Source organism: Kribbella sp. NPDC051587, assembly GCF_044453945.1.
GTDB lineage: Bacteria > Actinomycetota > Actinomycetes > Propionibacteriales > Kribbellaceae > Kribbella.
This window is the reverse complement of sequence record NZ_JBITDE010000002.1, coordinates 895,179-916,460: the sequence shown is the minus strand read 5'-3', so window position 1 is coordinate 916,460 and position 21,282 is coordinate 895,179. Positions and strand designations below refer to the sequence as shown.

General features: G+C 68.9%; 16 protein-coding genes. 6 read left to right on the top strand and 10 right to left on the bottom strand.

The window, feature by feature from the left end; genetic code table 11:
• Positions 1-43: 43 nt before the first annotated feature.
• The gene (locus tag ACIA49_RS10760) at positions 44-1,765 is read left to right on the top strand and encodes an ABC transporter ATP-binding protein (protein WP_396376888.1); all 1,722 of its coding nucleotides are present in this window, start codon (positions 44-46) and stop codon (positions 1,763-1,765) included.
• On the top strand, positions 1,762-3,498 hold the full coding sequence (locus ACIA49_RS10755; RefSeq protein ID WP_396376887.1) for an ABC transporter ATP-binding protein: 1,737 nt from the start codon (positions 1,762-1,764) through the stop codon (positions 3,496-3,498). Before ACIA49_RS10760 ends, ACIA49_RS10755 begins: the two co-directional genes overlap by 4 nt.
• 56 nt (positions 3,499-3,554) lie before the next feature.
• Here the strand turns inward: ACIA49_RS10755 and ACIA49_RS10750 are convergent, their stop codons facing one another.
• Entirely contained in the window at positions 3,555-4,097 is a 543-nt protein-coding gene (locus ACIA49_RS10750; protein ID WP_396376886.1) for an rRNA adenine N-6-methyltransferase family protein, read from the bottom strand.
• Positions 4,098-4,157: 60 nt separating this feature from the next.
• Positions 4,158-5,345, bottom strand: a complete 1,188-nt coding sequence (locus ACIA49_RS10745) for a CapA family protein (protein ID WP_396376885.1) — start codon at positions 5,343-5,345, stop codon at positions 4,158-4,160.
• A gap of 125 nt (positions 5,346-5,470) precedes the next feature.
• Between ACIA49_RS10745 and map the strand changes: the two genes are divergently transcribed.
• The gene (gene map / locus ACIA49_RS10740; RefSeq protein ID WP_396376884.1) at positions 5,471-6,238 is read left to right on the top strand and encodes a type I methionyl aminopeptidase; all 768 of its coding nucleotides are present in this window, start codon (positions 5,471-5,473) and stop codon (positions 6,236-6,238) included.
• Here the strand turns inward: map and ACIA49_RS10735 are convergent, their stop codons facing one another.
• Together ACIA49_RS10735 and ACIA49_RS10730 are read right to left on the bottom strand one after the other, a co-directional pair.
• Positions 6,239-7,354 (bottom strand): Rv2578c family radical SAM protein, encoded by a 1,116-nt coding sequence (locus ACIA49_RS10735; RefSeq protein WP_396376883.1) that lies wholly within the window; start codon positions 7,352-7,354, stop codon positions 6,239-6,241. It lies immediately after the preceding gene.
• A 38-nt stretch (positions 7,355-7,392) separates the two neighbouring features.
• Positions 7,393-8,226: an NAD(P)H-binding protein gene (locus ACIA49_RS10730; protein ID WP_396376882.1), complete on the bottom strand. Its 834-nt coding sequence runs from the start codon at positions 8,224-8,226 to the stop codon at positions 7,393-7,395.
• Positions 8,227-8,298: 72 nt separating this feature from the next.
• On the opposite strand from ACIA49_RS10730, the gene ACIA49_RS10725 reads away from it, so the two are divergent.
• Genes ACIA49_RS10725 through ACIA49_RS10715 form a run of 3 tightly spaced genes read left to right on the top strand, consistent with a single transcriptional unit; the run spans position 8,299 to position 13,531 of the window.
• Positions 8,299-9,054 carry a TetR/AcrR family transcriptional regulator gene (locus ACIA49_RS10725; RefSeq protein ID WP_396376881.1) on the top strand — a complete coding sequence of 252 codons (756 nt, stop codon included), beginning with the start codon at positions 8,299-8,301 and terminating at the stop codon, positions 9,052-9,054.
• A 50-nt stretch (positions 9,055-9,104) separates the two neighbouring features.
• Positions 9,105-10,874: an HSP90 family protein gene (locus ACIA49_RS10720; protein WP_396376880.1), complete on the top strand. Its 1,770-nt coding sequence runs from the start codon at positions 9,105-9,107 to the stop codon at positions 10,872-10,874.
• On the top strand, positions 10,871-13,531 hold the full coding sequence (locus ACIA49_RS10715) for a hypothetical protein (RefSeq protein WP_396376879.1): 2,661 nt from the start codon (positions 10,871-10,873) through the stop codon (positions 13,529-13,531). Before ACIA49_RS10720 ends, ACIA49_RS10715 begins: the two co-directional genes overlap by 4 nt.
• Here the strand turns inward: ACIA49_RS10715 and ACIA49_RS10710 are convergent, their stop codons facing one another.
• The 6 genes from ACIA49_RS10710 to ACIA49_RS10685 are packed head-to-tail and all read right to left on the bottom strand — an operon-like array spanning position 13,532 to position 21,117.
• Positions 13,532-15,361 carry a tetratricopeptide repeat protein gene (locus tag ACIA49_RS10710; RefSeq protein ID WP_396376878.1) on the bottom strand — a complete coding sequence of 610 codons (1,830 nt, stop codon included), beginning with the start codon at positions 15,359-15,361 and terminating at the stop codon, positions 13,532-13,534.
• 24 nt (positions 15,362-15,385) lie between these two features.
• Positions 15,386-16,936, bottom strand: a complete 1,551-nt coding sequence (gene guaA, locus ACIA49_RS10705) for a glutamine-hydrolyzing GMP synthase (protein ID WP_396376877.1) — start codon at positions 16,934-16,936, stop codon at positions 15,386-15,388.
• A gap of 2 nt (positions 16,937-16,938) precedes the next feature.
• On the bottom strand, positions 16,939-18,039 hold the full coding sequence (locus ACIA49_RS10700; RefSeq protein ID WP_396376876.1) for a hypothetical protein: 1,101 nt from the start codon (positions 18,037-18,039) through the stop codon (positions 16,939-16,941).
• Positions 18,036-18,698 (bottom strand): dethiobiotin synthase, encoded by a 663-nt coding sequence (gene bioD, locus ACIA49_RS10695; RefSeq protein ID WP_396376875.1) that lies wholly within the window; start codon positions 18,696-18,698, stop codon positions 18,036-18,038. The genes ACIA49_RS10700 and bioD overlap by 4 nt, the downstream gene beginning before the upstream one ends.
• Complete coding sequence (locus ACIA49_RS10690) at positions 18,695-19,816, bottom strand: 8-amino-7-oxononanoate synthase (protein ID WP_396376874.1); 1,122 nt, start codon at positions 19,814-19,816, stop codon at positions 18,695-18,697. Before ACIA49_RS10690 ends, bioD begins: the two co-directional genes overlap by 4 nt.
• Positions 19,816-21,117: an adenosylmethionine--8-amino-7-oxononanoate transaminase gene (locus tag ACIA49_RS10685; RefSeq protein WP_396376873.1), complete on the bottom strand. Its 1,302-nt coding sequence runs from the start codon at positions 21,115-21,117 to the stop codon at positions 19,816-19,818. Before ACIA49_RS10685 ends, ACIA49_RS10690 begins: the two co-directional genes overlap by 1 nt.
• Positions 21,118-21,282 lie beyond the last annotated feature (165 nt).

Genomic DNA, 21,282 nt, shown 5'->3' with positions numbered 1-21,282 from the left:
TCGTATGCGGTTTGTCGGTGGGCCCGCCTAGCCTGAAGCAATCATGCGAAATCTCCCTCTTGCCGATCCCGGCATCGCCGACGACCGTTCGCCGGCCCGCTACCTGTGGTGGGTCGCGCGCGGACAGGCCCGCACGCTCGCCGGCGGGATGACGTTCGGGGTGCTGTGGATGGCGTCCCAGGCGTTCATCCCGGCGATCCTGGGGAAGGCGATCGACGAGGGGATCGCGGCCAAGGACGGCGCGAAGCTGCTGCAGTGGGGCGCCGCGTTGTTCGCGGTCGGCGTCATCCAGGCGCTGGCCGGGATCATGCGGCACCGGTTCGCGGTGACGAACTGGCTGATGGCGGCGTACCGGACGGTCCAGGTGATCACGCGGAAGTCCGCCGATCTCGGCGCGACGCTGCCCAAGCACCTGGCGACCGGCGAGGTGGTCAGCGTCGGTGCGAGCGACCTGGCCTCGATCGGGACCGTGATGGAGGTCGCGGCGCGGTTCGCCGGTGCGATCGTGGCATTCGCCGTGGTCGCGGCGATCCTGCTCTCGACGTCGACCGTGCTCGGACTGGTGGTGCTCATCGGCGTGCCGGTGATGTTGTTCTGCCTCGGCCCGATGCTGCGGCCGCTGCACCGGCGGCAGTCCGCTCAGCGCGAGGCGGTCGGCGAGCTGAACTCGTTGGGTTCGGACATCGTGGCCGGGCTGCGGGTGCTGCGCGGGATCGGTGGCGAGGACTCCTTCTCCCGGCGGTACCGACGGGAGTCGCAGGAGGTCCGCCACGCCGGTGTCCGGGTGGCCCGGATCCAGTCCGTGCTGGACGCGATGCAGGTCCTGCTGCCTGGCACCTTCGTGGTGCTGGTGGTCGGCATCGGCGCCCACTTCGCCCTGAGTGGTGCCCTCAGTCCGGGCTCACTGGTCGCGTTCTACGGCTATGCGACGTTCCTGGTGCTGCCGCTGCGCACGGTGACCGAGTTCGTCAACCAACTGATGCGTGGGCTGGTCGCGGGCGCCCGGGTCATCCGCGTGGTGTCGCTGCGCCCGGAGATCACCGACCCGGCTGACGCCGTGCGGCTGCCCGAGCGAGGCGACTTGGTCGACCCGGTCTCCGGAGTGCGCGCCCGGGACGGCCTGCTGACCGCGATCGTCGCCGCCGAGCCCGACGTGTACGGCGAGCTAGCCGACCGCCTCGGCCGGTACGACGTCGCCAGCGAGGTCCGCTTCGGCGGAGTGACCCTGGCCAGCGCGACCCGGGCCGACGTGCGCGAGCGGATCCTGGTCAGCGACTCCGGCTCCCAGCTGTTCACCGGCATCCTGCGCAGCGAGCTCGACCCGACCGGCCGCCGTACCGAGGCGGAGTTGCTCGCCGCGATCCGCACCGCCTCCGCTGACGATGTCCTGGTGGCCCTCGCGGACGGGCTCGACTCCGAGGTCGAGGAGAAGGGCCGGTCGTTCTCCGGCGGACAGCGGCAGCGGCTGGTGCTGACCCGCGCCCTGCTGATGGACCCGTCCGTGCTGGTGCTCGTCGAGCCGACGTCGGCCGTCGACGCGCACACCGAGGCCCGGATCGCCGACCGGCTCCGCGATCACCGGGCCGGCCGCAGCACCGTCGTACTGACTGCCAGCCCACTGCTGCTCGACCGGGTCGACGAGGTCATCTTCGTCGCCGCCGGCCGAGTGGTTGCCACGGGCAAACATCGTGACCTGCTCGACCAAGAGCCGCAGTACCGCCGGACGGTGACCCGGCAGACCGAGCAGGAAGAGGTGCACAGATGAGGCAGATCCTGCCGGTGGCGGATAGTGCTGAGATCCGTCGGCATGCCCGCCGTCTGGTCCGCCAGCATCCGCGTGCGCTGCTGGTCGCGCTGGTGCTGCACGCGCTTGCCGCGGTGTCCGGGCTCGCTGCGCCGCGCCTGATCGGTGACCTGGTTCAGGACGTCCAGCGCGGGACGACGGCTGCCAACGTCAATCTGGTGATCGGGCTGATCGCGGGGTTCGTCGTCGTGCAGTCGCTGCTCACCCGCTGGGCGCGCTACCGCTCGTTCGCGCTCGGCGAGCAGGTGCTGGCTGAGCTGCGCGAGGACTTCGTCGACAACGCCCTCGCGCTGCCGATCGGCACGGTCGAGCGGGCTGGGACCGGCGACCTGCTGTCCCGCACCTCACGGGACGTCGACACGCTGTCCCGGACGGTGCGCTTCGCCGTACCGGAGACGATCATCGCGATCGTCACCTTGCTGTTCTCGCTGACGGCGACCGTGCTCGTCGGCGTCTGGATCCTGCTCCCGCTGGCCGCGATGGTGCCACTGCTCTGGCTGAGCACCCGGTGGTACCTGCGCCGCGCGAAGGACGGCTACCTGCGCGAGAACGCGGCGTACGCACAGATGACCAGCTCCCTGGCCGAGACGGTCGAGGGCGCGCGCACCATCGAGGCACTCCGCCGGTACGACGACCGCGTGCGCCGCGGCGATGACGATGCCCGCGGCTCGTATCTGGCCGAGCGGTACACGCTGGGTCTGCGGACGCTGTGGTTCCCGGCGGTCGAGGTCGGCTACCTCGTGCCGATCGTGGGCACGCTGCTGTTCGGCGGCTGGCTGCACCTCAACGGACACGTCACGCTCGGCGCAGTGACCGCCGGCGTGCTGTATGTGAACCAGCTGATCGACCCAGTCGACCGGCTGCTGATGTGGGTCGACGAGCTGCAGTCCGGCGGAGCCTCTTTCGCCCGCCTGCTCGGCATCAGCGACGTACCGGATGACCGGACGCCGTCCGGCCGGGTTCCGGACGGCGAGCTGGTCGAGGCGAAGGACGTGCGGTTCTCGTACGTCGACGGTCGCGACGTGCTGCATGGCGTGGAGCTGACTGTGCAGCCGGGTGAGCGGATCGCGATGGTCGGTCCGTCGGGCGCGGGCAAGTCGACGCTGGGTCGCCTCGTGGCCGGAATCCACCCGCCACGGACCGGATCCGTCACGGTCGGCGGTGTCGGGATGACCGAACTACCACTGGACGAACTGCGCCGACAGGTCGCACTGGTCACCCAGGAACACCACGTCTTCGTCGGCACTCTGCGCGACAACCTGTCGATGGCAAGACCAAGTGCAACCGACGACGAACTGTACGACGCGCTCGCGGCTGTCGATGCTCGTGAGTGGGCAGAGGCGTTGCCAGAGGGGCTCGACACTCGAGTCGGCTCCGGTCAGGTCGCGCTCACACCCGCGCAGGCACAGCAGTTGGCGCTGGCCCGACTGGTGCTGGCCGATCCGCACACGCTGGTCCTCGACGAGGCGACCTCGCTGATCGACCCACGCGCGGCCCGGCACCTGGAGAGCTCGCTGGCCGCGGTTCTCGAGGGCCGCACGGTGATCGCGATCGCCCACCGGCTCTATACCGCCCACGACGCCGACCGGGTTGCGGTGGTCGAAGACGGGCGGATCAGCGAGCTCGGCACACACGACGAGCTCGTGGAACGCCAAGGCTCGTACGCCAAGCTCTGGAACTCCTGGCACGGCTGACGAAACGCAGATGCCCCCGCACAGTCACCTCTGACCGTGCGGGGGCATTGTCCATTTCAGCGTTTGCGCAGTACCAGGACTGCGGAGTCGACATGCGGAGGTGGGGTAAAGGCCTTGCGGGGAAGGCGTAGCCCGAGGGACGGCTCGTAGTGGCGATACCAACGCTGTGCGCCCGGTGCCTCGCCGCGGACATAGCGGTTGACCACCTGCCGCTGCAGCACCAGATCCGCCGACACCAGCCGAGAACCCGGTGCCAGCAAGCGCTTCAGCAACGCGGTCGACAGCGTGTACGGCGGACTCGACACCACCCGGAACGGCCGTGCCGGCAACCGCAGGTCAGCGGCATCGGCACGGACGACCGTCACCGGCTCGTCCGCGAACCGCCGGCGCAACCGATCGGCACGCCCCGGATGCAGTTCGACGGCAATCACCCGCGCACCGGCCTGCACCAGCGGCGCAGTCAACGCACCGAGCCCGGCACCGATGTCGAGAACCAGCTCGCCAGGTCTGACCCCGGCAGCGTCCACTACTCGTTGAGCCCACCGGCTATCGAGCGGATGCCATCCCCAGGCACCCCTCGCCTGCCCGGAGGCGGGCACGACGGACCATCACAAAGTACGTAATCATGGACCGACCCTAAGCGGCCGAGCCGTTCGTCCTCAAAGGGTTTTCGGCGATGCACCCAGCGACAGCACGGTCTCGTCGGTACGGCGCTGGGCAAGCTGCAGCCGACTCCGCATGGCCGCGGTCAATCCCGGTTTCGCGAGCTCCCGCCGTACGTCGAGAACCCGGACCGGCAAGACGTCGGTCATCAGCAGCGGCGCGTAGGCCGCCTCTGCGGTGGTCCACTTGTCGCCGGTGCGCTGGAAGGTGAAGCGGGTCAACAGGCCTTCGGCGCGCGTGCTGTTCGGCTGCCGGTGCGCCGCGACCAGGTTGCCGTGCCCGTAAGCCACCCACTTGCCGTCGTGCTGCTCCATCGGCTGCACGACGTGGGCGTGATGCCCGATCACCAGATCAATGTTGCTGTCGGCAAGCAGTTGCGGTGCGAGCTCGCGCTGCTGGTCGTTGATCTTCGCCGAGTACTCGGTCCCCCAGTGGCAACTGACCACGACGATCTCGGCCCCGCGATCACGAGCTTCCTTGGCCATCCGGCTGATCGCCGCCACGTCGAGCTTGCCGGCCCGCCAGGTCTGACCGTTCGGATAAGGCAGACCGTTGAAACCGAACGTGTACGAGAGCGACGCGATCTTCACCCCGCGCACGTCGACGATCGTCGGCGTCTCGGCCTCCTTGCGATCGCGCGCCGTCCCCGCGGTGCGCAATCCGGCCTTCGCCAAGGTGTTCAGCGTGCGGTCGATCCCGGCCGCACCCCCGTCGAAGCTGTGGTTGCTGGCCGTTGTGCACAGGTCGTAGCCGGTCTGCTTCAGCGCGGTCGCGATCTGCGGCGGGCCTTGGAACAGCGGATAGCCCTTGTAGGGACCACCCATCGGCGCGAGCGGCGTCTCGAGATGCGCGATCGCCAGATCGGCCCGCTGCACGTGCGGCTTGACTCCGGCCAGCAACGGCGCGAAGTCCCACGCGCCCCCGCGACCGTCGCGCCGAGCCGTTGTCCACAACCGCTCGTGCAGGAGAACGTCGCCGGTGGCAACGATCGAGATCCGGTCCGGCCGACCTGCGTCACCCGGGCCGGAGCTGGATCCTGGGGCCGACAACGGCGGCTCCCCCGAGCCACCTTCGTTGTTCGGACCGCCGGGCGAGCCCGCGCCGATATCCGCGCAGCCGCCGACCGCCGCCGCCCCCGCGCCGGCCAGCAGTGCGCCCAGCACCGCGCGCCGTCCTACCACCATCACAGCCCCCAAGATTCGGTGTCTATCGCTCATCGGACGGCCCGGCGTGCCTGCGAGTTGGGGCAGTAACCAGATCGTGCCCTTACAGGTACCGTTGCGGGGCCAAGAGATGGAGGACGCGGGCAATGGTTGAGTTGAAGAAGCCGGCAGAGATCGAGGCGATGCGCGCGGCCGGTCGGGTCGTCGGCAGTGCCTTGGCCGCCGTGAAGAAGGAGGCCGCGGTCGGAGTCTCACTGCGCGAACTGGACGAGGTTGCGCGTGAGGTGCTCCGTGCAGCCGGAGCCGTGTCCTTGTTCGAGGGCTACCAGCCCGGGTTCGCGACCAGCCCGTTCTCCGGCGTCATCTGTACGTCGGTCAATGACGCGGTGCTGCATGGACTTCCATCGGACCTCAAGCTCGCGGACGGCGACCTCCTGAACGTCGACTGTGGTGCCTCGATCGACGGCTGGTGCGGTGACGCCGCAACAAGTTTCTGTGTCGGTACGCCGCGACCGGAGGACCTGGAGCTCATCGAGATCACCGAGCGGGCCCTGGCCGCCGGGATCGCCGCCGCCCTCCCCGGCAACCGGCTCGGTGACGTCGGGGCCGCGATCGGCCGGATAGGCAAGGACGCCGGCGTCGGCACGAACCTCGACTTCGGCGGCCACGGCATCGGCCGCCGCATGCACGAGGAACCCCACGTCCCGAACGGCGGCCGCCCCGGCCGTGGCTTCAGACTCCAGGTCGGCCATACCTTCGCGATCGAACCCTGGTTCTGGTCCGGCCCCGGCAACACCTACGTCATCGATCCCGACGGCTGGACCCTCCGCTCCGCCGACGGCACCCGCGGCGTCCACGCCGAACACACCATCGCCATCACCCCCGACGGCCCCGAGATCCTCACCCTCCCGTAGTCAGAACAGGGGGTCCTGTGCCGGGACTTGCTGAGGGCGGGGTGCGTGGGTCCGGGCTGGTCCGCGGAAGCGGGGGTGGCTGGCGGCGGGTTCGCCCCAGCCGGAGTCGGAGGTTGGGCCGGCGGCGTCGACCACGCCGTACGGGCTTGGGGTGGCACGGTGGCGGGAGCGGCGACCGAAGCCGTGTTTGTCGAGGAGCGGGCGCACCTTCTGCTCGAAGGCTGTGCGATAGCTGGGCGCGGCGTTGGAACCACGGGCATAGAGCGACTCGTACCGACCGACCAGCTCGGGGTGATCGTGCGCCAGCCATGACATGAACCAGTCCTTCACACCCGGCCGGAGATGCAGGACCAGGGTGGTCACTCCGGTCGCACCGGCTGCTGCGAGCTCGCCGAAGAGGTGATCGAGTTGCTCGGCCGAGTCGGTCAGCCACGGCAGGACCGGAGCGACCATCACCCCACACGGCAGCCCCGCCTCGCTCACGGCGCGAATCAACTCCAGCCGACCCCGCACAGACGGTACGCCGGGTTCGAGCCGTCGCCGGAGCACTTCATCCCCGAGCGCCAGCGAGACCCCGATCCCGACCGGGACCTCGGTGGCCGCGCTCACCAAGAGGTCGAGATCACGACGCAGCAGCGTCCCCTTGGTGAGCACCGACAACGGCGTACCGGATGAAGCGAGGGCGCTGATGATCCCCGGCATCAGCTGATAGCGACCCTCGGCCCGTTGGTAGGGATCGGTATTGGTGCCTAAGGCAACCTGTTCGCGACCCCAGGACGGTCGCGCCAGCTCGCGCCGCAGGACGTCGGCCACGTTCGTCTTCACGACGATCTGCCGGTCGAAGTCCAGCCCCTGATCGAGTTCGAGGTATTTGTGCGTCGGCCGGGCGAAGCAGTACCGGCAGGCATGGGTGCAGCCGCGATACGGATTGACCGTCCAGTCGAACGGCAGGCCGCCACCAGGCACTGAGTTCAGCGCCGACCGCGCGAGCACCTCATGGAAGGTCACCCCACGGAACTCCGGCGTCGTCACCGACCGCACCAGGCCCGCGATCGACCCCAGCCCCGGCAGCGCACCGGGAGCCTCCGCGTCGAGTTGCTGACCAGCCCATCTCATGCCAGACAGTCGAACACATGTTCGATCCCGAAATCAAGTCAGCGAAACGCCGCCACGTTCCGCTCGGCCCATTCCCGGTACGTCGTCGGCGGCCGGCCGGTCAGTTCGGCGACCGTCGGCTCCGGTGTCATCGGATGCTCGGCCATCATCCGGAACCCGTCCAGCAACCACTGCGCCGTCTCGAGCCCGATCACCGGCGCTAGTTGATCGAGATACTGCTGCGGCGTGAGCTCCTCGAACTTGACCTCCCGCCCCAGCGCCGCCGCGATGTGCGCAACCTCCTGCGGCTGCGTAATCCCCTCCGGCCCACTCATGACGAGCTTCTGCCCGGTATAGGCCTCGTCCAGCAACACCACCCGAGCCACCGCCGCGATGTCGACCAGATCGATCGGCGTCTGGACAGCATCGGCGTACGGCGCTCGCACCACACCCTCAGCCTTGATCGACGGCGCCCAGTCGAGTGTGTTGGTCATGAACTGGCCAGGCCGCAGGAAGGTCCACTCGAACCCCGCCTCCTCGATCGCCTTCTCCAGCCGGTAGTAGTGCCAGCTCGCCGGGTCCCCCTGTGCCTCGTAGTCGGCAGGCTCCCCCGAGAGCACGACAACACGCCGTACGCCGGCCTCACGCGCGCACCGCACGAAGTCGTCCACGTACGCCGGGAGCGGCGCCAGGTAGACCGTGTCGACCCCCTGGAGGGCAGCAGGCAACGACTCCGGTCGCCCCAGATAGCCGACAGCGACCTCAACCTCCGCCGGGAGGGCCGCCCGGGCCGGCTTGTTCGTCAGCGCCCGCACCGGCGCCCCAGCAGCCACCAACTCGTCCACCAGGAGCCGTCCGACGCTCGCCGTCGCACCGGTCACCAAGATCGTCATACCGAATCTCCTCACCTTGGAGCAATTCTCGTAGGGTATACGAGAATTCGAACCAGCGCCTATGGTTGCCCTGTGACGCAGGCCGATCGCAACCTCGCGCTGCTCTGGCGCAACCACCGTCCGCTGGCTGCAGCAGCCAAGGGGGCCGGACGGCGCCCGTCACTGGACGTGAACGAGGTGGTCGCCACCGGGATCCGGCTGGCCGACAGCGACGGCCTGAGCACCGCCTCCATGAGCGGGGTGGCCAAGGAGCTCGGCGTCGGCACCATGACGCTCTACACCTACGTCCCGTCCAAGGACGAGCTCCTGGAGCTCATGGTCGATCAGGTGCTCGGCGAGCGTGCGTTGCCCGGGCCCGGCGAACCCCGCCCCGACGACTGGCGTGCGCAGGTCGGCCTGTACTCCGAGCGGACCCAGCTGATGTTCCGCCAGCACCCCTGGCTGTCGCAGGTCTCCCCCATCCGCCCACCGGCCGGACCAGGCTTGTTGGCCGGCCGCGAGTACCTGCTGGCTGTTGTGAGCACGCTGAACCTCACACCGCATGACACGAACACCGCCGCGCTGGCGATCTCGACGTACGTCGACTCCGCGGCCAGCCTGCAGGCGGAGAGTCTGCTGATCGAGCGGGCCAGCGGCCAGAGCCATGACGCCTGGTGGACCGACCGCTCCGACCTGTGGGAGACCTACTTCGACGTCGAGCGGCACCCCACCATGACAGCGATCTGGAACGCGGGCGGCTTCACCGCGAGCACCAACGATGTCGCTGCGGAGTCGTACGACTACGGCCTCAGCCGCCTCCTCGACGGCATCGCCCTGAAGACCAGGTGAGATCCGAACTGGTGATTGGGTAGGTTGGCGGCGGACAAGGGGGGTTTGGGGTGAGTGAGAACTTCCAGGTCGATCTCCAAGGCATCGTCGACCTGTTGAGCAACCATCTGTACAGCAGTCCGCGGGTGTACCTGCGGGAGCTGCTGCAGAACGCCGTCGACGCGATCACCGCGCGCCAGGCCGTCGATCCGGAGGCGCCGCGGCGCATCGACGTACTGACCTCGGACGGTGCCCTGAGCATCGCCGACACCGGCATCGGTCTGCTGCCGGACCAGGTGCGCGAGCTGCTGGCCACCATCGGCCGTAGCTCGAAGCGGGACGAGATCGGGTTCGCCCGGTCGGAGTTCCTCGGCCAGTTCGGTATCGGCCTCCTGTCGGCCTTCATGGTCGCCGACGAGATCGAGGTCGTCACCCAGCCGGCCGGTGGCCCCGCCACGCACTGGACCGGTACGGCGGACGGCCGCTACGAGCTCGCGGACGCGGCAGACCGCTCCGAGACCGGTACGACGGTGACGCTGAAGGCCCGGCGTGGTGCCGAGCAGTGGTACAAGCCCGCCACTGTTGTCGAGCTGATCCGCCTGTTCGGTGCACTCCTGCCGATCGAGATCCGCGTCAACGGTGAGCAGGTGACCGACGGCAAGGCGCCCTGGGAGAACACCGGAGCGATGCAGCGGGCCGAGCTGGTCGGCTATGCGCAGGACAAGCTCGGGTTCACGCCGTTCGACGTGATCCACCTGAACAATCCGGCCGCTGGACTCACCGGTGTGGCCTTCGTGCTGCCGTTCGCCGCGAACCCGGCCGAGCGCGCGACGCATCGCGTGTACCTGAAGCGAATGCTGCTCGCGGAGAACGTCGAGGGCCTGTTGCCCGATTGGGCCTTCTTCGTCCGGGCAGTCATCGACACCTCGGAGCTGCGCCCTACCGCCAGCCGTGAGGCGCTGTTCGACGACGGCGCTCTGGAGGCCACTCGGGATGCACTGGGCGACCAACTGCGCGGCTGGCTGGTCCGGCTCGGCAACACGGACCCCGGCAAGCTGGACCGGTTCCTCGGGATCCACCAGCTCGGTGTGAAGGCACTGGCGCTGCACGACGACGAGATGCTCCAGCTGGTCCACCGCTGGCTGCGTTTCGAGACCAACCACGGCCGGATGACCACCGCCGAGCTGCAGCAGCGCACCAACCAGATCCGCTACGTCACCACGGTCGAGGAGTTCCGTCAGCTCGCGGCGGTCGCCGCAGCGCAGCAGATCACCGTGGTGAACGGCGGCTACACCTACGACAGCGAGCTACTGGCGAGGCTGCCGGAGGTGGTACCCGGCCTGACGACTAGCCGGTTCGACCCGACCGAGCTCAGCACGAGCTTCGACAGTCTGGACCCCGACACCGAGCTACGGCTGCGGCCGTTCGTCCAGCTGGCCCAGGACGCACTCGACCCGGTCGGCTGCGAGGTCGTCGTCCGGGCCTTCGAGCCGGCCGGTCTGCCCGCGCTCTACCTGATCGACCGGTCCGCCCAGTTCGCGAGCGAGCTCCGCGCCACCAAGGACCGGGCCGACGCCCTGTGGTCCGAGGTGCTCGGTGCGCTCAACACACAGGACGACAGTCGGCCCCAGCTGGTCCTGAACTACCGCAGCCCGCTGGTACGGCGGATGGCGTCGCTCAACGACCCCGAGCTGACCCGACTGGCGGTGGAGGGGTTGTACGGGCACGCGTTGATGCTCGGCTACCACCCGATCACTCCCGCCGACTCCGCTCTTGTGAACCGCTCTTTCCTCGGTCTGCTCGACCAGGCCGTCCCCACGCCGGAGGACCAGACGCCATGAACCCGGAACTCATCGACCTGCTCCAGCGCGCGGAGAATGCGCCGTACGGGAAGGTCCGGTCGGCGCTGCTCGAGGACGTCGTACGGCGAGCCGACGCGGCCAGTGAAGCGGAGCTGGCGTTCTACAGCCGGCTGTCGCTCGTCACCGCCTACGTGATGGGCGGCGAGCCGCGGAAGTCGCTGGTGCCGTTCGCTCGTTGTGTGGCGGCCTGGGACGCGGAGCCGGACAAGTATCGCGAGTACTCGCATCTGTTCCACTGGTGCTACAAGTACGCGCCCAGCACCCTCAGCAAGTTCCCCGAGGTGCCGCTGGACCGCGCGTACGCCGTACTGGACGACATGGAGCAGCGCTGGCGACTCAGCGGCCACAGCATGCACGCCGTGCACCAGCACCGCTGGCTGGTCGCGCATCACATCGGTGACAAAGAGACTGCGGCCGAGCAGTTCCGCCTCTGGTCGACTGCACCACGCGACGACCTCTCCGACTGCGTCGGCTGCGACCCGACGTCCAAGGTGCACCACCTGAATTCAGTCGGCCGTACGGCGGATGCCGTGGCACTGGCCGTGAACGTGCTGGACGGCCAGCTCACCTGCGCCGAGCAGCCGCAGCAGATGCTCACCGCACTCCTCCCGGCGTATGTTGCCGAAGGCATGTACGACGAAGCTGTCGACGCGCACCGCAAGGCCTACCGGCTGCTGCGCAACCGGGTCGGCGAGCTGAGTGAGCACGCGGACCACGTCGAGTTCCTCGCCCGGACTGGTAACGAGCTCAAGGCTGTCGAGCTGATCGAGCGGCACGCCGCAGAGCTGGCCGACCCGCCCTCGCCATACGCGGAGATGGCGTTCTCCGCATCCGCTTCGCTGGCACTGAGCCGGGTGGACAGCGACCTGGAGATCCGGCAGCCGCAGGCTGACGCCGTGCCGGCCGGTCAACTGGCCGAGCGGTACGCAGCGCGTGCACTGGAGCTGGCGGCGCAGTTCGATGCCCGCAACGGCACCACGCATCGCAGCGAGCAGATCCAGCAGCTACTGACAGCTGAGCCGTGGGTCGAGTACCTCCCGCTGTCGGAGACCGCTCGCCGCGCCCAGCTACGTAAGGAAGCGCAGAGCGAGCAGGCTGAGCAGACGGCGGTGGAACAGCCCGTCGAACTGCCGCCGGCATCCGGGCGGGAGTGGCTCGACCGGGCCGAGGAGGCATGGCGGAACTTCCAGGGGGCGGATGCCGCCGCGGCCTGGGAGGCGTTCGAGCGCGAGGTACCGGAGAGCGAGCGGACTCCGCTCGACCGTGCCCGCCTGCTCGACGGTCAGGGCCTGGCCGGTGCAGACGACCCGCAGGTGGCGCTGACTGCCTGGAGCGAGTCGCTGGCGCTCTACGACGAGATCGGCGACGAGGTCCGGAAGCTGCGCGCCCGAGCCCGCATCGGCCGGATGCTGTGCGAGCAGGGCCAGCTCGAAGAGGGCCTGGCCACCGGCGAGGAGCCGCTGCGTTGGCTGATCGCGAACGACGAGCCGGACCGCCGTGCGGCCTGGCGGGACTCGCTGGGCATCGTCTACGCCCAGGCTGGCCGTTTCACTGACGCCATCCAGGTCCTGACCGAGCCCGGGCAGGCTCACACCCGACCGGAGCACGCGGCGAGTACTGCGATCCTCCTGTCCAACCTGCTGATGCAGGAGGAGCGCTTCGAGGAGGCCGACGCCGCACTGGTCGTAGCCTTCGACTCACCGCACGACACCCAGCGCTCGTTCGCTCACCACCTGCGGGGACGCACCCGGCTCGAGCTGGAGCGCCCGGCCGAAGCGGCCGAGGATCTGATCGAGGCGGTCGCCCTCGCCACCGGCGTACCCGGTCTCGAGGCTCACGTCGCCTACTCGCAGCTGATGCTGGCTCGTTCCTACCTGCTGACCGGCCGTCCACTGGAAGCCGCGGAGAGCGCCGAAGAGTCCCTGTCGGTACTGACCGACGACGCTCTGGCGGACGCTCGCGGCGTACTGATCGACTCCTACCGGATGCTCGGTGAGAACGAGTCAGCCCTGACCAAGGTCCGCGAACTGCTGACCGACGTCTCCCCCGACGCGCACCCGGCCTGGCTCGGCACCCTGCGCCAGGACGAGGGCATCCTGCTCGAACAGCTGGACCGCGACGACGAGGCGGTCGACATCTTCCTGGCCGCCGCCGAATACTTCGGTGCGGCCGAGTCACCGCTGCAGCAGGTCCAGGCCGTGCGCCTGGCCGCACAGTCCGCCCGCTACACGGGCGACAGCACCCGTGCGGCCGAGCTGGTCACCTCCGTCGGTCCGATCCTGGAGGCGCTGCCCTCAGCAGACCATGACGTCATCTTCCAGACCGCCGGAGCGCACTGGGACCTGGCGCTGATCCACCTCCAGCAAGGTGACACCGCCAACGCTGTGGCTCAGGCCGACGAGGCCGCTGACCTCTACGAACGCGGCGGCTTCGAGGACCAGTACCTGAACGCCCAGCTCCTGCTGGCCGAACACGGCACCGAGGACGAGAAGGCGCTGGAGGACCTGTTCAACTCCCTGCCCGCCAACTCCGACCTCTGGTACCGCACCGGTTACCTGCTGGTCGACCGTCTCCGCACCACCAGCAAGCAGGACGCTGCAGCCGCGCTGGAGACTCGCCTCAACAGCGAGAGCTGATCACTTCCGCCGGAACCAGCCTCGACGCTTCTTCGGCTCCGCCTGCGGTACCTCCGCAGGCGGATCCACGACATCGCGCGCGAGGTCGGTGACAGCTGGGTTCATGACCGGAGTGGCCAGCGCCAGCCTGGCGAGCGACTCGAGGATCGTCACCGGCCGCTGCTGTGCAGCTCCAACGGCTGCCATGAACCGCCAGCCCACCAGCTCGGCCACGTCCGCCCGAGCAGCCGGATCCACCCAGCTCGTCGTCACCAATCCCAGCAGGGCCGCTTCGTTGACCCAGTCCTCCGGACCGTAGGCCAGGTCGACCAGCACCTTCCGCCGGGTCGAAGACAGCCAGGGCTCGTCGGTCCGGTGGTGCGCGATCCCCAGACAGGCCCAGGTCTGCAACTGCCGGATCCACATCGGCCAGCCAGCCGGATCGTCCGAAGGCAACGGCAGCGGATGCACCAGTACGCCGAGCAGGTCGTCCAGTGGCGTATTGGCCAGCGCTACCGCCAGGTCGTATGCCGCTGGTAGGTGGACCCAGGACTCGGCAGCGAGCCGTGCCACAGCCACCGCACCCGCCTCTGACGGCGGTCCGACTGCCGGCCGGGAATTCGTGCCGTCGTAGGCCCAGACGAAGCGCTGCACCTGCTGGACGGGCTTCCCGTCAATCGTTGCGGGTAGCCGCGGGTCTGGTGTCAGGACCTCGGTGAAGATCACGTCGGAGCCAGGCATGCTCCGGGCAAACGCCAGCAGGGCACTCGGCGGCTCGACAGCGGACAGCGTCAGCGACGCTCCTTCGGCGCCGGCACCTTGCTCGAGCATCTGGTGCAGGACGTTGATCGTCGCCTCGGTCGGCTGAGCGATCCCGCCAAGCCAGTACTGCCGGGTCCGGTCGAACAGCTCGTCGTCCGCGTGCTGTGCCTCGTGGCTGCCGGGCTCCGCCGACCGGCGCAGGTCCGCGATCGCGACGAGGTCGTCCACGTTGCCGTCCCGGCGGTAGCGCAGCCCGTGCCGCTCGACCAGCGAGCAGTCGTGCCCCGGCTCGATCTCCAGCGCCCGGTCTGCCCAGCCGATCGCCTCGTCCAGCCGGCCCGCCGAACCGAGAAGGCCCGCGATATCGGCGTACAGGGAGACGTTCTTCGGGTCGAAGGTCAGTCCGTGCTGCAGCGCGGCCAGAGCGTCATCGGTCCGGCCCTGCGCGCGGAGGGCGTAGCCGAGCGCGATGTCGGCCCGGTCGCTCGGCTCAAGCGAGGCCGAGCGCTCCGCCGCTGTGACCGCCTCGGCGTACTCGCCGCTGCGCCGCAGGTAGACCGAGGCGGCCCACCACAGCCACGACGACTCCGGATGCGCGGCAGTCATGTTCCGAGCCAGAGTCTGGTACGGCGCGAACGCCTGCCGCACGGTGTCCTGCTGCAGGTCTGGCATCACCCGGAACAGCTGTGCAAAGACGCTGACCAGGTCACCTGCTTCGAGCTTCGCCGGCATGGCCGGGTCCAGCACCCAGGGTGCATCCGCCCACGGCATCTCGGGCTCATGACCCTGCGCAGACACGAGGAGCTCGAGCGCCCCGGCGTACTGGCCTTGGTAGGCGAGCGCGTGGGCCCGGGCTACCGCCGTACCGATGTAGAGCTCGCCGTCGAGCGGCCACAGGTCAGGGCCGCCGTCCGGCCGGCTCACCAGCGTGGCCAGCACCTCGTGTGCCTCCGGCAACGCCGGGAAGGAACCCAGTGCGTTCGCGACGTGGTCGGCAGCATGTGCGAGCTCGTTGTCGTCCAGAGCCAGTCTCGCGAGACTGACCTCACCTTCCGCGGTCAGCCGCGGGTCCCCCACCCCTTCGTTCACCGGATCAGTATCCGGCCACTGGGGTCACTCCCACTCGATGGTGCCCGGGGGCTTGCTGGTGATGTCCACGGTGACCCGGTTGATCTCGTCGACCTCGTTGGTGATGCGCGTCGAGATGCGCTCGAGGACGTCGTACGGGAGCCGGGCCCAGTCTGCCGTCATGGCGTCCTCGCTGGTGACCGGACGCAGTACGACGGGGTGGCCGTAGGTGCGGCCGTCGCCTTGGACGCCGACGGAGCGGACGTCGGCGAGCAGGACGACCGGGAACTGCCAGATCTCGCGATCCAGGCCGGCGGCGGTCAGCTCGGTCCGGGCGATCAGGTCGGCGGCGCGGAGGATGTCCAGGCGCTCGCGGGTGACCTCACCGATGATGCGGATGCTCAGACCCGGGCCGGGGAACGGGTGCCGGTAGACCAGGGTCTCGGGCAGACCGAGGGCGATACCGAGCTCACGGACCTCGTCCTTGAACAGGGTGCGCAGCGGCTCGATCAGGCTGAACTGCAGGTCGTCGGGCAGCCCACCGACGTTGTGGTGCGACTTGATGTTCGACGTGCCCGCACCGCCGCCGGACTCGACCACGTCCGGGTAGAGCGTGCCCTGCACCAGGAACTCGATGTGGCGGTCGGCGTCGAGCTTGCAGGCGGTCGCCTCGAAGGTGCGGATGAACTCGCGCCCGACGATCTTGCGCTTCTGCTCCGGGTCGGTCACACCGGCCAGTGCGCCGAGGAACTGGTCCTCCGCGTCCACGACCTCCAGCCGGGTGCCGGTGGCGGCGACGAAGTCCTTCTCGATCTGGTCGGACTCACCAGCGCGCTGCAGCCCGTGGTCGACGTACACACAGGTGAGCTGGTCGCCGATGGCCTTGCTGACCAGCGCTGCGGCCACTGCGGAGTCCACACCGCCGGACAGCGCGCACAGCACCTGCTTGTCGCCGACCTGCTGGCGGATGAGCTCGACCTGCTCGTCGACAACGTTCGTGGTGGTCCAGTCACCGACACAGCCGGCGATGTCGTAGAGGAAGTGCTCCAGCACGGCCTGTCCGGCCTGTGAGTGCAGCACCTCGGGGTGCCACTGCACACCGGCCAGCTGGCGATCCACATCCTCGAATGCCGCCACTGGCGCGCCCTCGGACGCAGCCAGTACGGCGAAGCCGGCCGGCGGCGCGTGCACCGCGTCACCGTGGGACATCCACACGTTCAGGTCCGCGGGGATGCCGGCCAGCAGCGTCCCGGCCTCGCTCACCGTCACCGGCGTCCGGCCGAACTCACGCAGTCCGGTACGGCGAACCTCGCCACCGAGCGTCTGAGCCATCGCCTGGAAGCCGTAGCAGATCCCGAACGCCGCAACGCCCGAGTCGAACAGCGCGGAGTCGACCCGCGGCGCCCCCTCGGCGTACACCGACTGGGGACCGCCGGACAGGATGATCGCCTTCGGCTGCCGCGCCAGCATCTCCTCGACCGGCATCGAGTGCGGCACGATCTCGGAGTACACCTTCGCCTCGCGCACCCGCCGTGCGATCAGCTGCGCGTACTGCGCTCCGAAGTCAACAACCAGGACCAACTCATGCTCAGCCACCGTCAAAGCGTATCGGTGCAGGTCAGCAGGGCTGTAATCAGCAGCCGCTTCGGGGCCCGGAAGGACAGCAGCTCGATCATCGGCGGCTCCTCGACGAGCTGTACGGCACTCAGGAGGACGGCCGCGCATTCCAGCGCCACTCGGGTCTCCAGCCGGGCCAGACCGGCGCCCAGACAGCGGTGGATGCCCACTCCGAAGGCCAAGTCGGCCGGCCCGCCGTGCCCGCTCAGTCCGAGCAACACCTGAGCACCGGCCGGCAGCTCCACGTCACCCACGGAGGCCGCCTCAGCCGTGGTGCGCCTCCAGGTCGGTACCGACGACGCCTCAGCGAGCACGTCGTCTACTGATGCGGGTGCACCCGTTAGTGCCCGGTGGAAGGCTGCGGAGATCAGTTGGGTGGTGGTCTCCTGGCCGGCGATCAACAGGAAGTAGCCGACCGCACACACCTCCTCGACGGTGAGCCCCAGCCCAACCAGTACGCCGAACAGGTCGTCACCAGGGACTGCCCGGGTACGCAGCCAGGCGTAGAACTCGGCAGCGCTGTGTGCCAACTCCAGCTGGCGGTCCTCGTCCGGCCAGCCCCAGAACAGCTCGAGTGAGTCAAGGCTCCAAGCCTTGAGCGCATCCACCGGCACATCACGCAGACCGAGGAGCTGCAACAGCACAAGAGCCGGCGGCTCCGCCGCAACAGCCTGCACCAGATCAACCGCCTCCCCCGTGCTGAGGGCGGAGGCCGTGGTCGGGGTGGTGAGGGCGGGGGTGGCGGCGGGGGTTAGGCGGTCGACTACGGCAGTGACTCGGGTGGTGAAGAGGTCGCGGGTGAGGGGCTCGGCGGCTGCTACTCGGGCGGGGCTGAAGAAGCGGGCTACGGCGGCTCGGATGGCGCGGTGCGACTCTCCGCCGTTGTTGGCGAGAGTGAGCGGCAGGGCGAAGCCGACCGACGACAGCACGCGCAGCGCCTTCACTGACAACGGCGTGTGCGCCAGTACGGCGTTGTCCGGGCGGAACGTGGTCGGATCGAGCATGACCGCGCGGACCTGCGCCGGATCGTCGACTACCCAGTACCCGAGCTCGGCGTCGTACCGGGCCGGGCAACCGGTCACGCGAACCAGCCGGGCACAGCCTTCGTGAACGTCTCTTGGTCGAAGTCACCGGCACCGGCGGGGATCCGGGCTAGCACCTTCAACCCAGTGGTGGCAGGGAGGTCCTCGAGGTTGCACTGCTCGGCCAGGTCTGGCTCAGCCGGCCAGGAGCCGATGATGAGCCCCTCGACCGGCAGTCCGCGCGCTCGCAGCGCTTCGACGGTCAGACCGGTGTGGTTGAGCGTGCCGAGGCCTGCGCGGGTGACGACCACGAAGTTGAACGGCTTGGTCAGCGCCTTCGCCAGATCGATCAGTGTCCCGCCCTCGGCGTCCAGACCGACCAGCAGGCCACCGGCGCCCTCGACGATCACGTTCTCGTGCGTAGCAGACAGGCCGTCGACGGACTTGGCGTGGATCTCGGCTGTCGGCAGCGGGACGCCTTGGCGGCGCGCAGCGGTGGTCGGCGCCAGCGGGTCCCGGAGGCGGACGCCTTCGTAGAGGGTGGTGATGCCGGTGAGGCGGTTGACGTCGTCCAGGTCGGCGGGGTCGTCCGGGCCGACGCCCGTCTGGGCCGGCTTCACGACCGCGACCTTGCCGTGCACGGCGGCGCGGACGGCGAGTGCGGCGGTGACGACGGTCTTGCCGACGCCGGTGTCGGTACCGGTGACGATGGTGATCATGAAACCTCGCTGATGGCTTGACTGATAACGGCGCAGGCCCTGGCCAGCTCGTCGTCGGACAGACCGGCGTGGGCAGTCAGGCGGAGCCGGCTGATGCCGTCCGGGACCGACGGCGGCCGGAAACTGCCGACCAGTACGCCATTGTCCCGGCAAAACTCCGCCGCTCGGACAGTCTCTCGCGGACCGGGCATCGGAACCGAAACGACCGGTCCTGCCGCCACCGGGACCCCACAGGCCGCAGCCAGCCGACCAGCGACGGAGTGAACGGCCGCAGCCCGGTCCGGCTCGGCAACAAGCACGTGCAACGCGGCCAGCGCCGCAGCACAGGACGCGGGCGTCAGAGCCGTGTCGTAGATGAACGTCCGGGACCGGTTGATCAGATGCTCCCGCAAGATCGCCGGACCAAGTACGACGCCACCCTGCGACGCCAGCGCCTTGGACAACGTCATGGTGACGATCACATGGTCCAGTCCCGCCAGCCCAGCCGCATGCACCGAGCCATGCCCACCGCCAGTGACACCGAGCCCATGCGCCTCGTCCACCAGCAGTACGGCGTTCTGTGCCGCCGCGACCTCGGCCAGTGCAGCCAGCGGCGCCTCGTCGCTGAGCACGCTGAAGACCGACTCGGTCGCCACCACTGCCTGCGGTTCGTTGCGCTCGGCAAGCACCTTGGTGACCGCGTCCACGTCGTTGTGCGGCACGACCTCGACCCGCGACCGCGCCAACCGCGCCGCATCGATCAGTGACGCATGCACATGCTCGTCGGTGACCAGCAAGGTCCCCGGACCACCAAGAGCGGTCACAACGCCGAGGTTGGCCAGATACCCCGACGAGAAAACCAGTCCGGCCGCGTGACCGGCGTACGCCGCCAGAGCGGACTCCAGTTCCTCATGCAGCGTCGTCGTACCGGTCACGAGCCGTGAGGCGGTCGCGCCGGTTCCCCAGCGGCAGACTGCTTCGGCGGCGGCCTCGATGACGCGCGAGTCCCGTGACAGACCCAGATAGTCGTTGCCGGCCAGGTCGATGACGGCCTCGTCGGCAGCCCGGGCCCGGAGCCGCCGAGTCAGTCCACGGACCTCAAGCGCCGCTGCCTTGGGTTCAAGCCACTCCGAGAGCATCAGCCGACCTCCCGCACCGCATCAGTGATCGCCGAGGCGATGGTCGCGATCTCTGACTCTGTGCACACGTACGGCGGCATCGTGTAGACGAGATCCCGGAACGGACGCACCCAGACCCCACGCCGCAGTACGGCGTCCGTCATCCGCACCATGTCCACTGGGCCGGCCAACTGGACCACACCGACCGCACCGAGTACGCGAACGTCCTTCACTCCAGGCAACTCGGCCGCCGGAGCCAGTCCGGCTGTCAGACCGGCCGAGATCTCAGCAACCCGAGCAGCCCAGCCCTGAGACAGCAGCAGGTCGATCGACGCGAGTGCCACCGAGCAAGCGAGCGGATTGGCCATGAAGGTCGGCCCGTGCATCAAAGCCCCACCAGGGCCGTTGGAAACCGCGTGCGCGACCTCCGCCGTACACAGCATCGCGGCCAGCGTCAGATAGCCGCCAGTCAACGCCTTGCCTACGCACATGATGTCCGGGTCGACGTCTGCATGCTCCGACGCGAACAGCGTTCCTGTCCGCCCGAAGCCAGTGGCGATCTCGTCCAGAATCAACAGGAAGCCGTGCTGGTCCGCCAGCGCACGCAGGACGCGCAGACAGGCCGGACTGTAGGCATACATGCCACCTGCGCCCTGCAGAATCGGCTCCACCACGATCGCGGCAACCTCACCGGCATGCTCAGCAGCAACCACCGCCATGGCCGCAGCCCAGGCCTGCAGCTCCGGATCGTCAGCAGGGCGGTCGAATCCGGCCGGTGGTTGCGGCCCGAACACCTGCTCCTGCAGAGCTCCGGTGAAGAGCGAGTGCATGCCGTTGACCGGGTCACACACGCTCATCGGTGCAAACGTGTCGCCGTGGTACCCGCCGCGCACAGTCAGCATCCGCGTCCGTCCGACGTGCCCACGGGCCACCTGGTACTGCAGCGCCAGCTTGATCGCTACTTCGACCGACACCGAGCCGGAGTCGCAGAAGAACACGTGCTCCAGCGGGGCCGGCGTGATCTCGACCAACCGCTCCGCCAGGCGGATCGCAGGTTCGTGCGTGAGGCCACCGAACATCACGTGGCTGAAGTCGTCGACCTGGCTCTTCAACGCAGCGTCCAGAACCGGGTGCCGGTAGCCGTGGATGACGCTCCACCAGGAGGACATCGCATCGATCGCCTCAACCCCGTCAGCAAACCGCAGCCGCACACCGGAGGCTCCCCGGACCAGCCGCGCCGGCGAGGGCTCGCTCAGCGACGAGTACGGATGCCAGAGCAGCTGAGCGTCCCGCTCCAGCCACTCGTCGACCGACCGTGTCACCGCGCCTCCAGAATCCGTGATCTCCGAAGCATCGCAGATCACTGCGATCTGATAGTTCTGACGTTGCGCGAATCACTTCCGTGGACGTCTGTGCACCCCTACATTGAGCCCAGCAATCGCTACTGGCCGTAACCCGCCCACGTTGTCAGGCCTTTGTGAGGAGCA

Excerpts from the sequence above, each read along its gene's own strand:
- map (WP_396376884.1), top strand. The coding sequence starts at position 5,471 with ATGGTTGAGTTGAAGAAGCCGGCAGAGATCGAGGCGATGCGCGCGGCC.
- ACIA49_RS10760 (WP_396376888.1), top strand. The coding sequence starts at position 44 with ATGCGAAATCTCCCTCTTGCCGATCCCGGCATCGCCGACGACCGTTCG.
- ACIA49_RS10755 (WP_396376887.1), top strand. The coding sequence starts at position 1,762 with ATGAGGCAGATCCTGCCGGTGGCGGATAGTGCTGAGATCCGTCGGCAT.
- ACIA49_RS10690 (WP_396376874.1), bottom strand. The coding sequence starts at position 19,816 with ATGCTCTCGGAGTGGCTTGAACCCAAGGCAGCGGCGCTTGAGGTCCGT.
- ACIA49_RS10745 (WP_396376885.1), bottom strand. The coding sequence starts at position 5,345 with ATGGTGGTAGGACGGCGCGCGGTGCTGGGCGCACTGCTGGCCGGCGCG.
- ACIA49_RS10730 (WP_396376882.1), bottom strand. The coding sequence starts at position 8,226 with ATGACGATCTTGGTGACCGGTGCGACGGCGAGCGTCGGACGGCTCCTG.
- ACIA49_RS10735 (WP_396376883.1), bottom strand. The coding sequence starts at position 7,354 with ATGAGATGGGCTGGTCAGCAACTCGACGCGGAGGCTCCCGGTGCGCTG.
- ACIA49_RS10715 (WP_396376879.1), top strand. The coding sequence starts at position 10,871 with ATGAACCCGGAACTCATCGACCTGCTCCAGCGCGCGGAGAATGCGCCG.
- bioD (WP_396376875.1), bottom strand. The coding sequence starts at position 18,698 with ATGATCACCATCGTCACCGGTACCGACACCGGCGTCGGCAAGACCGTC.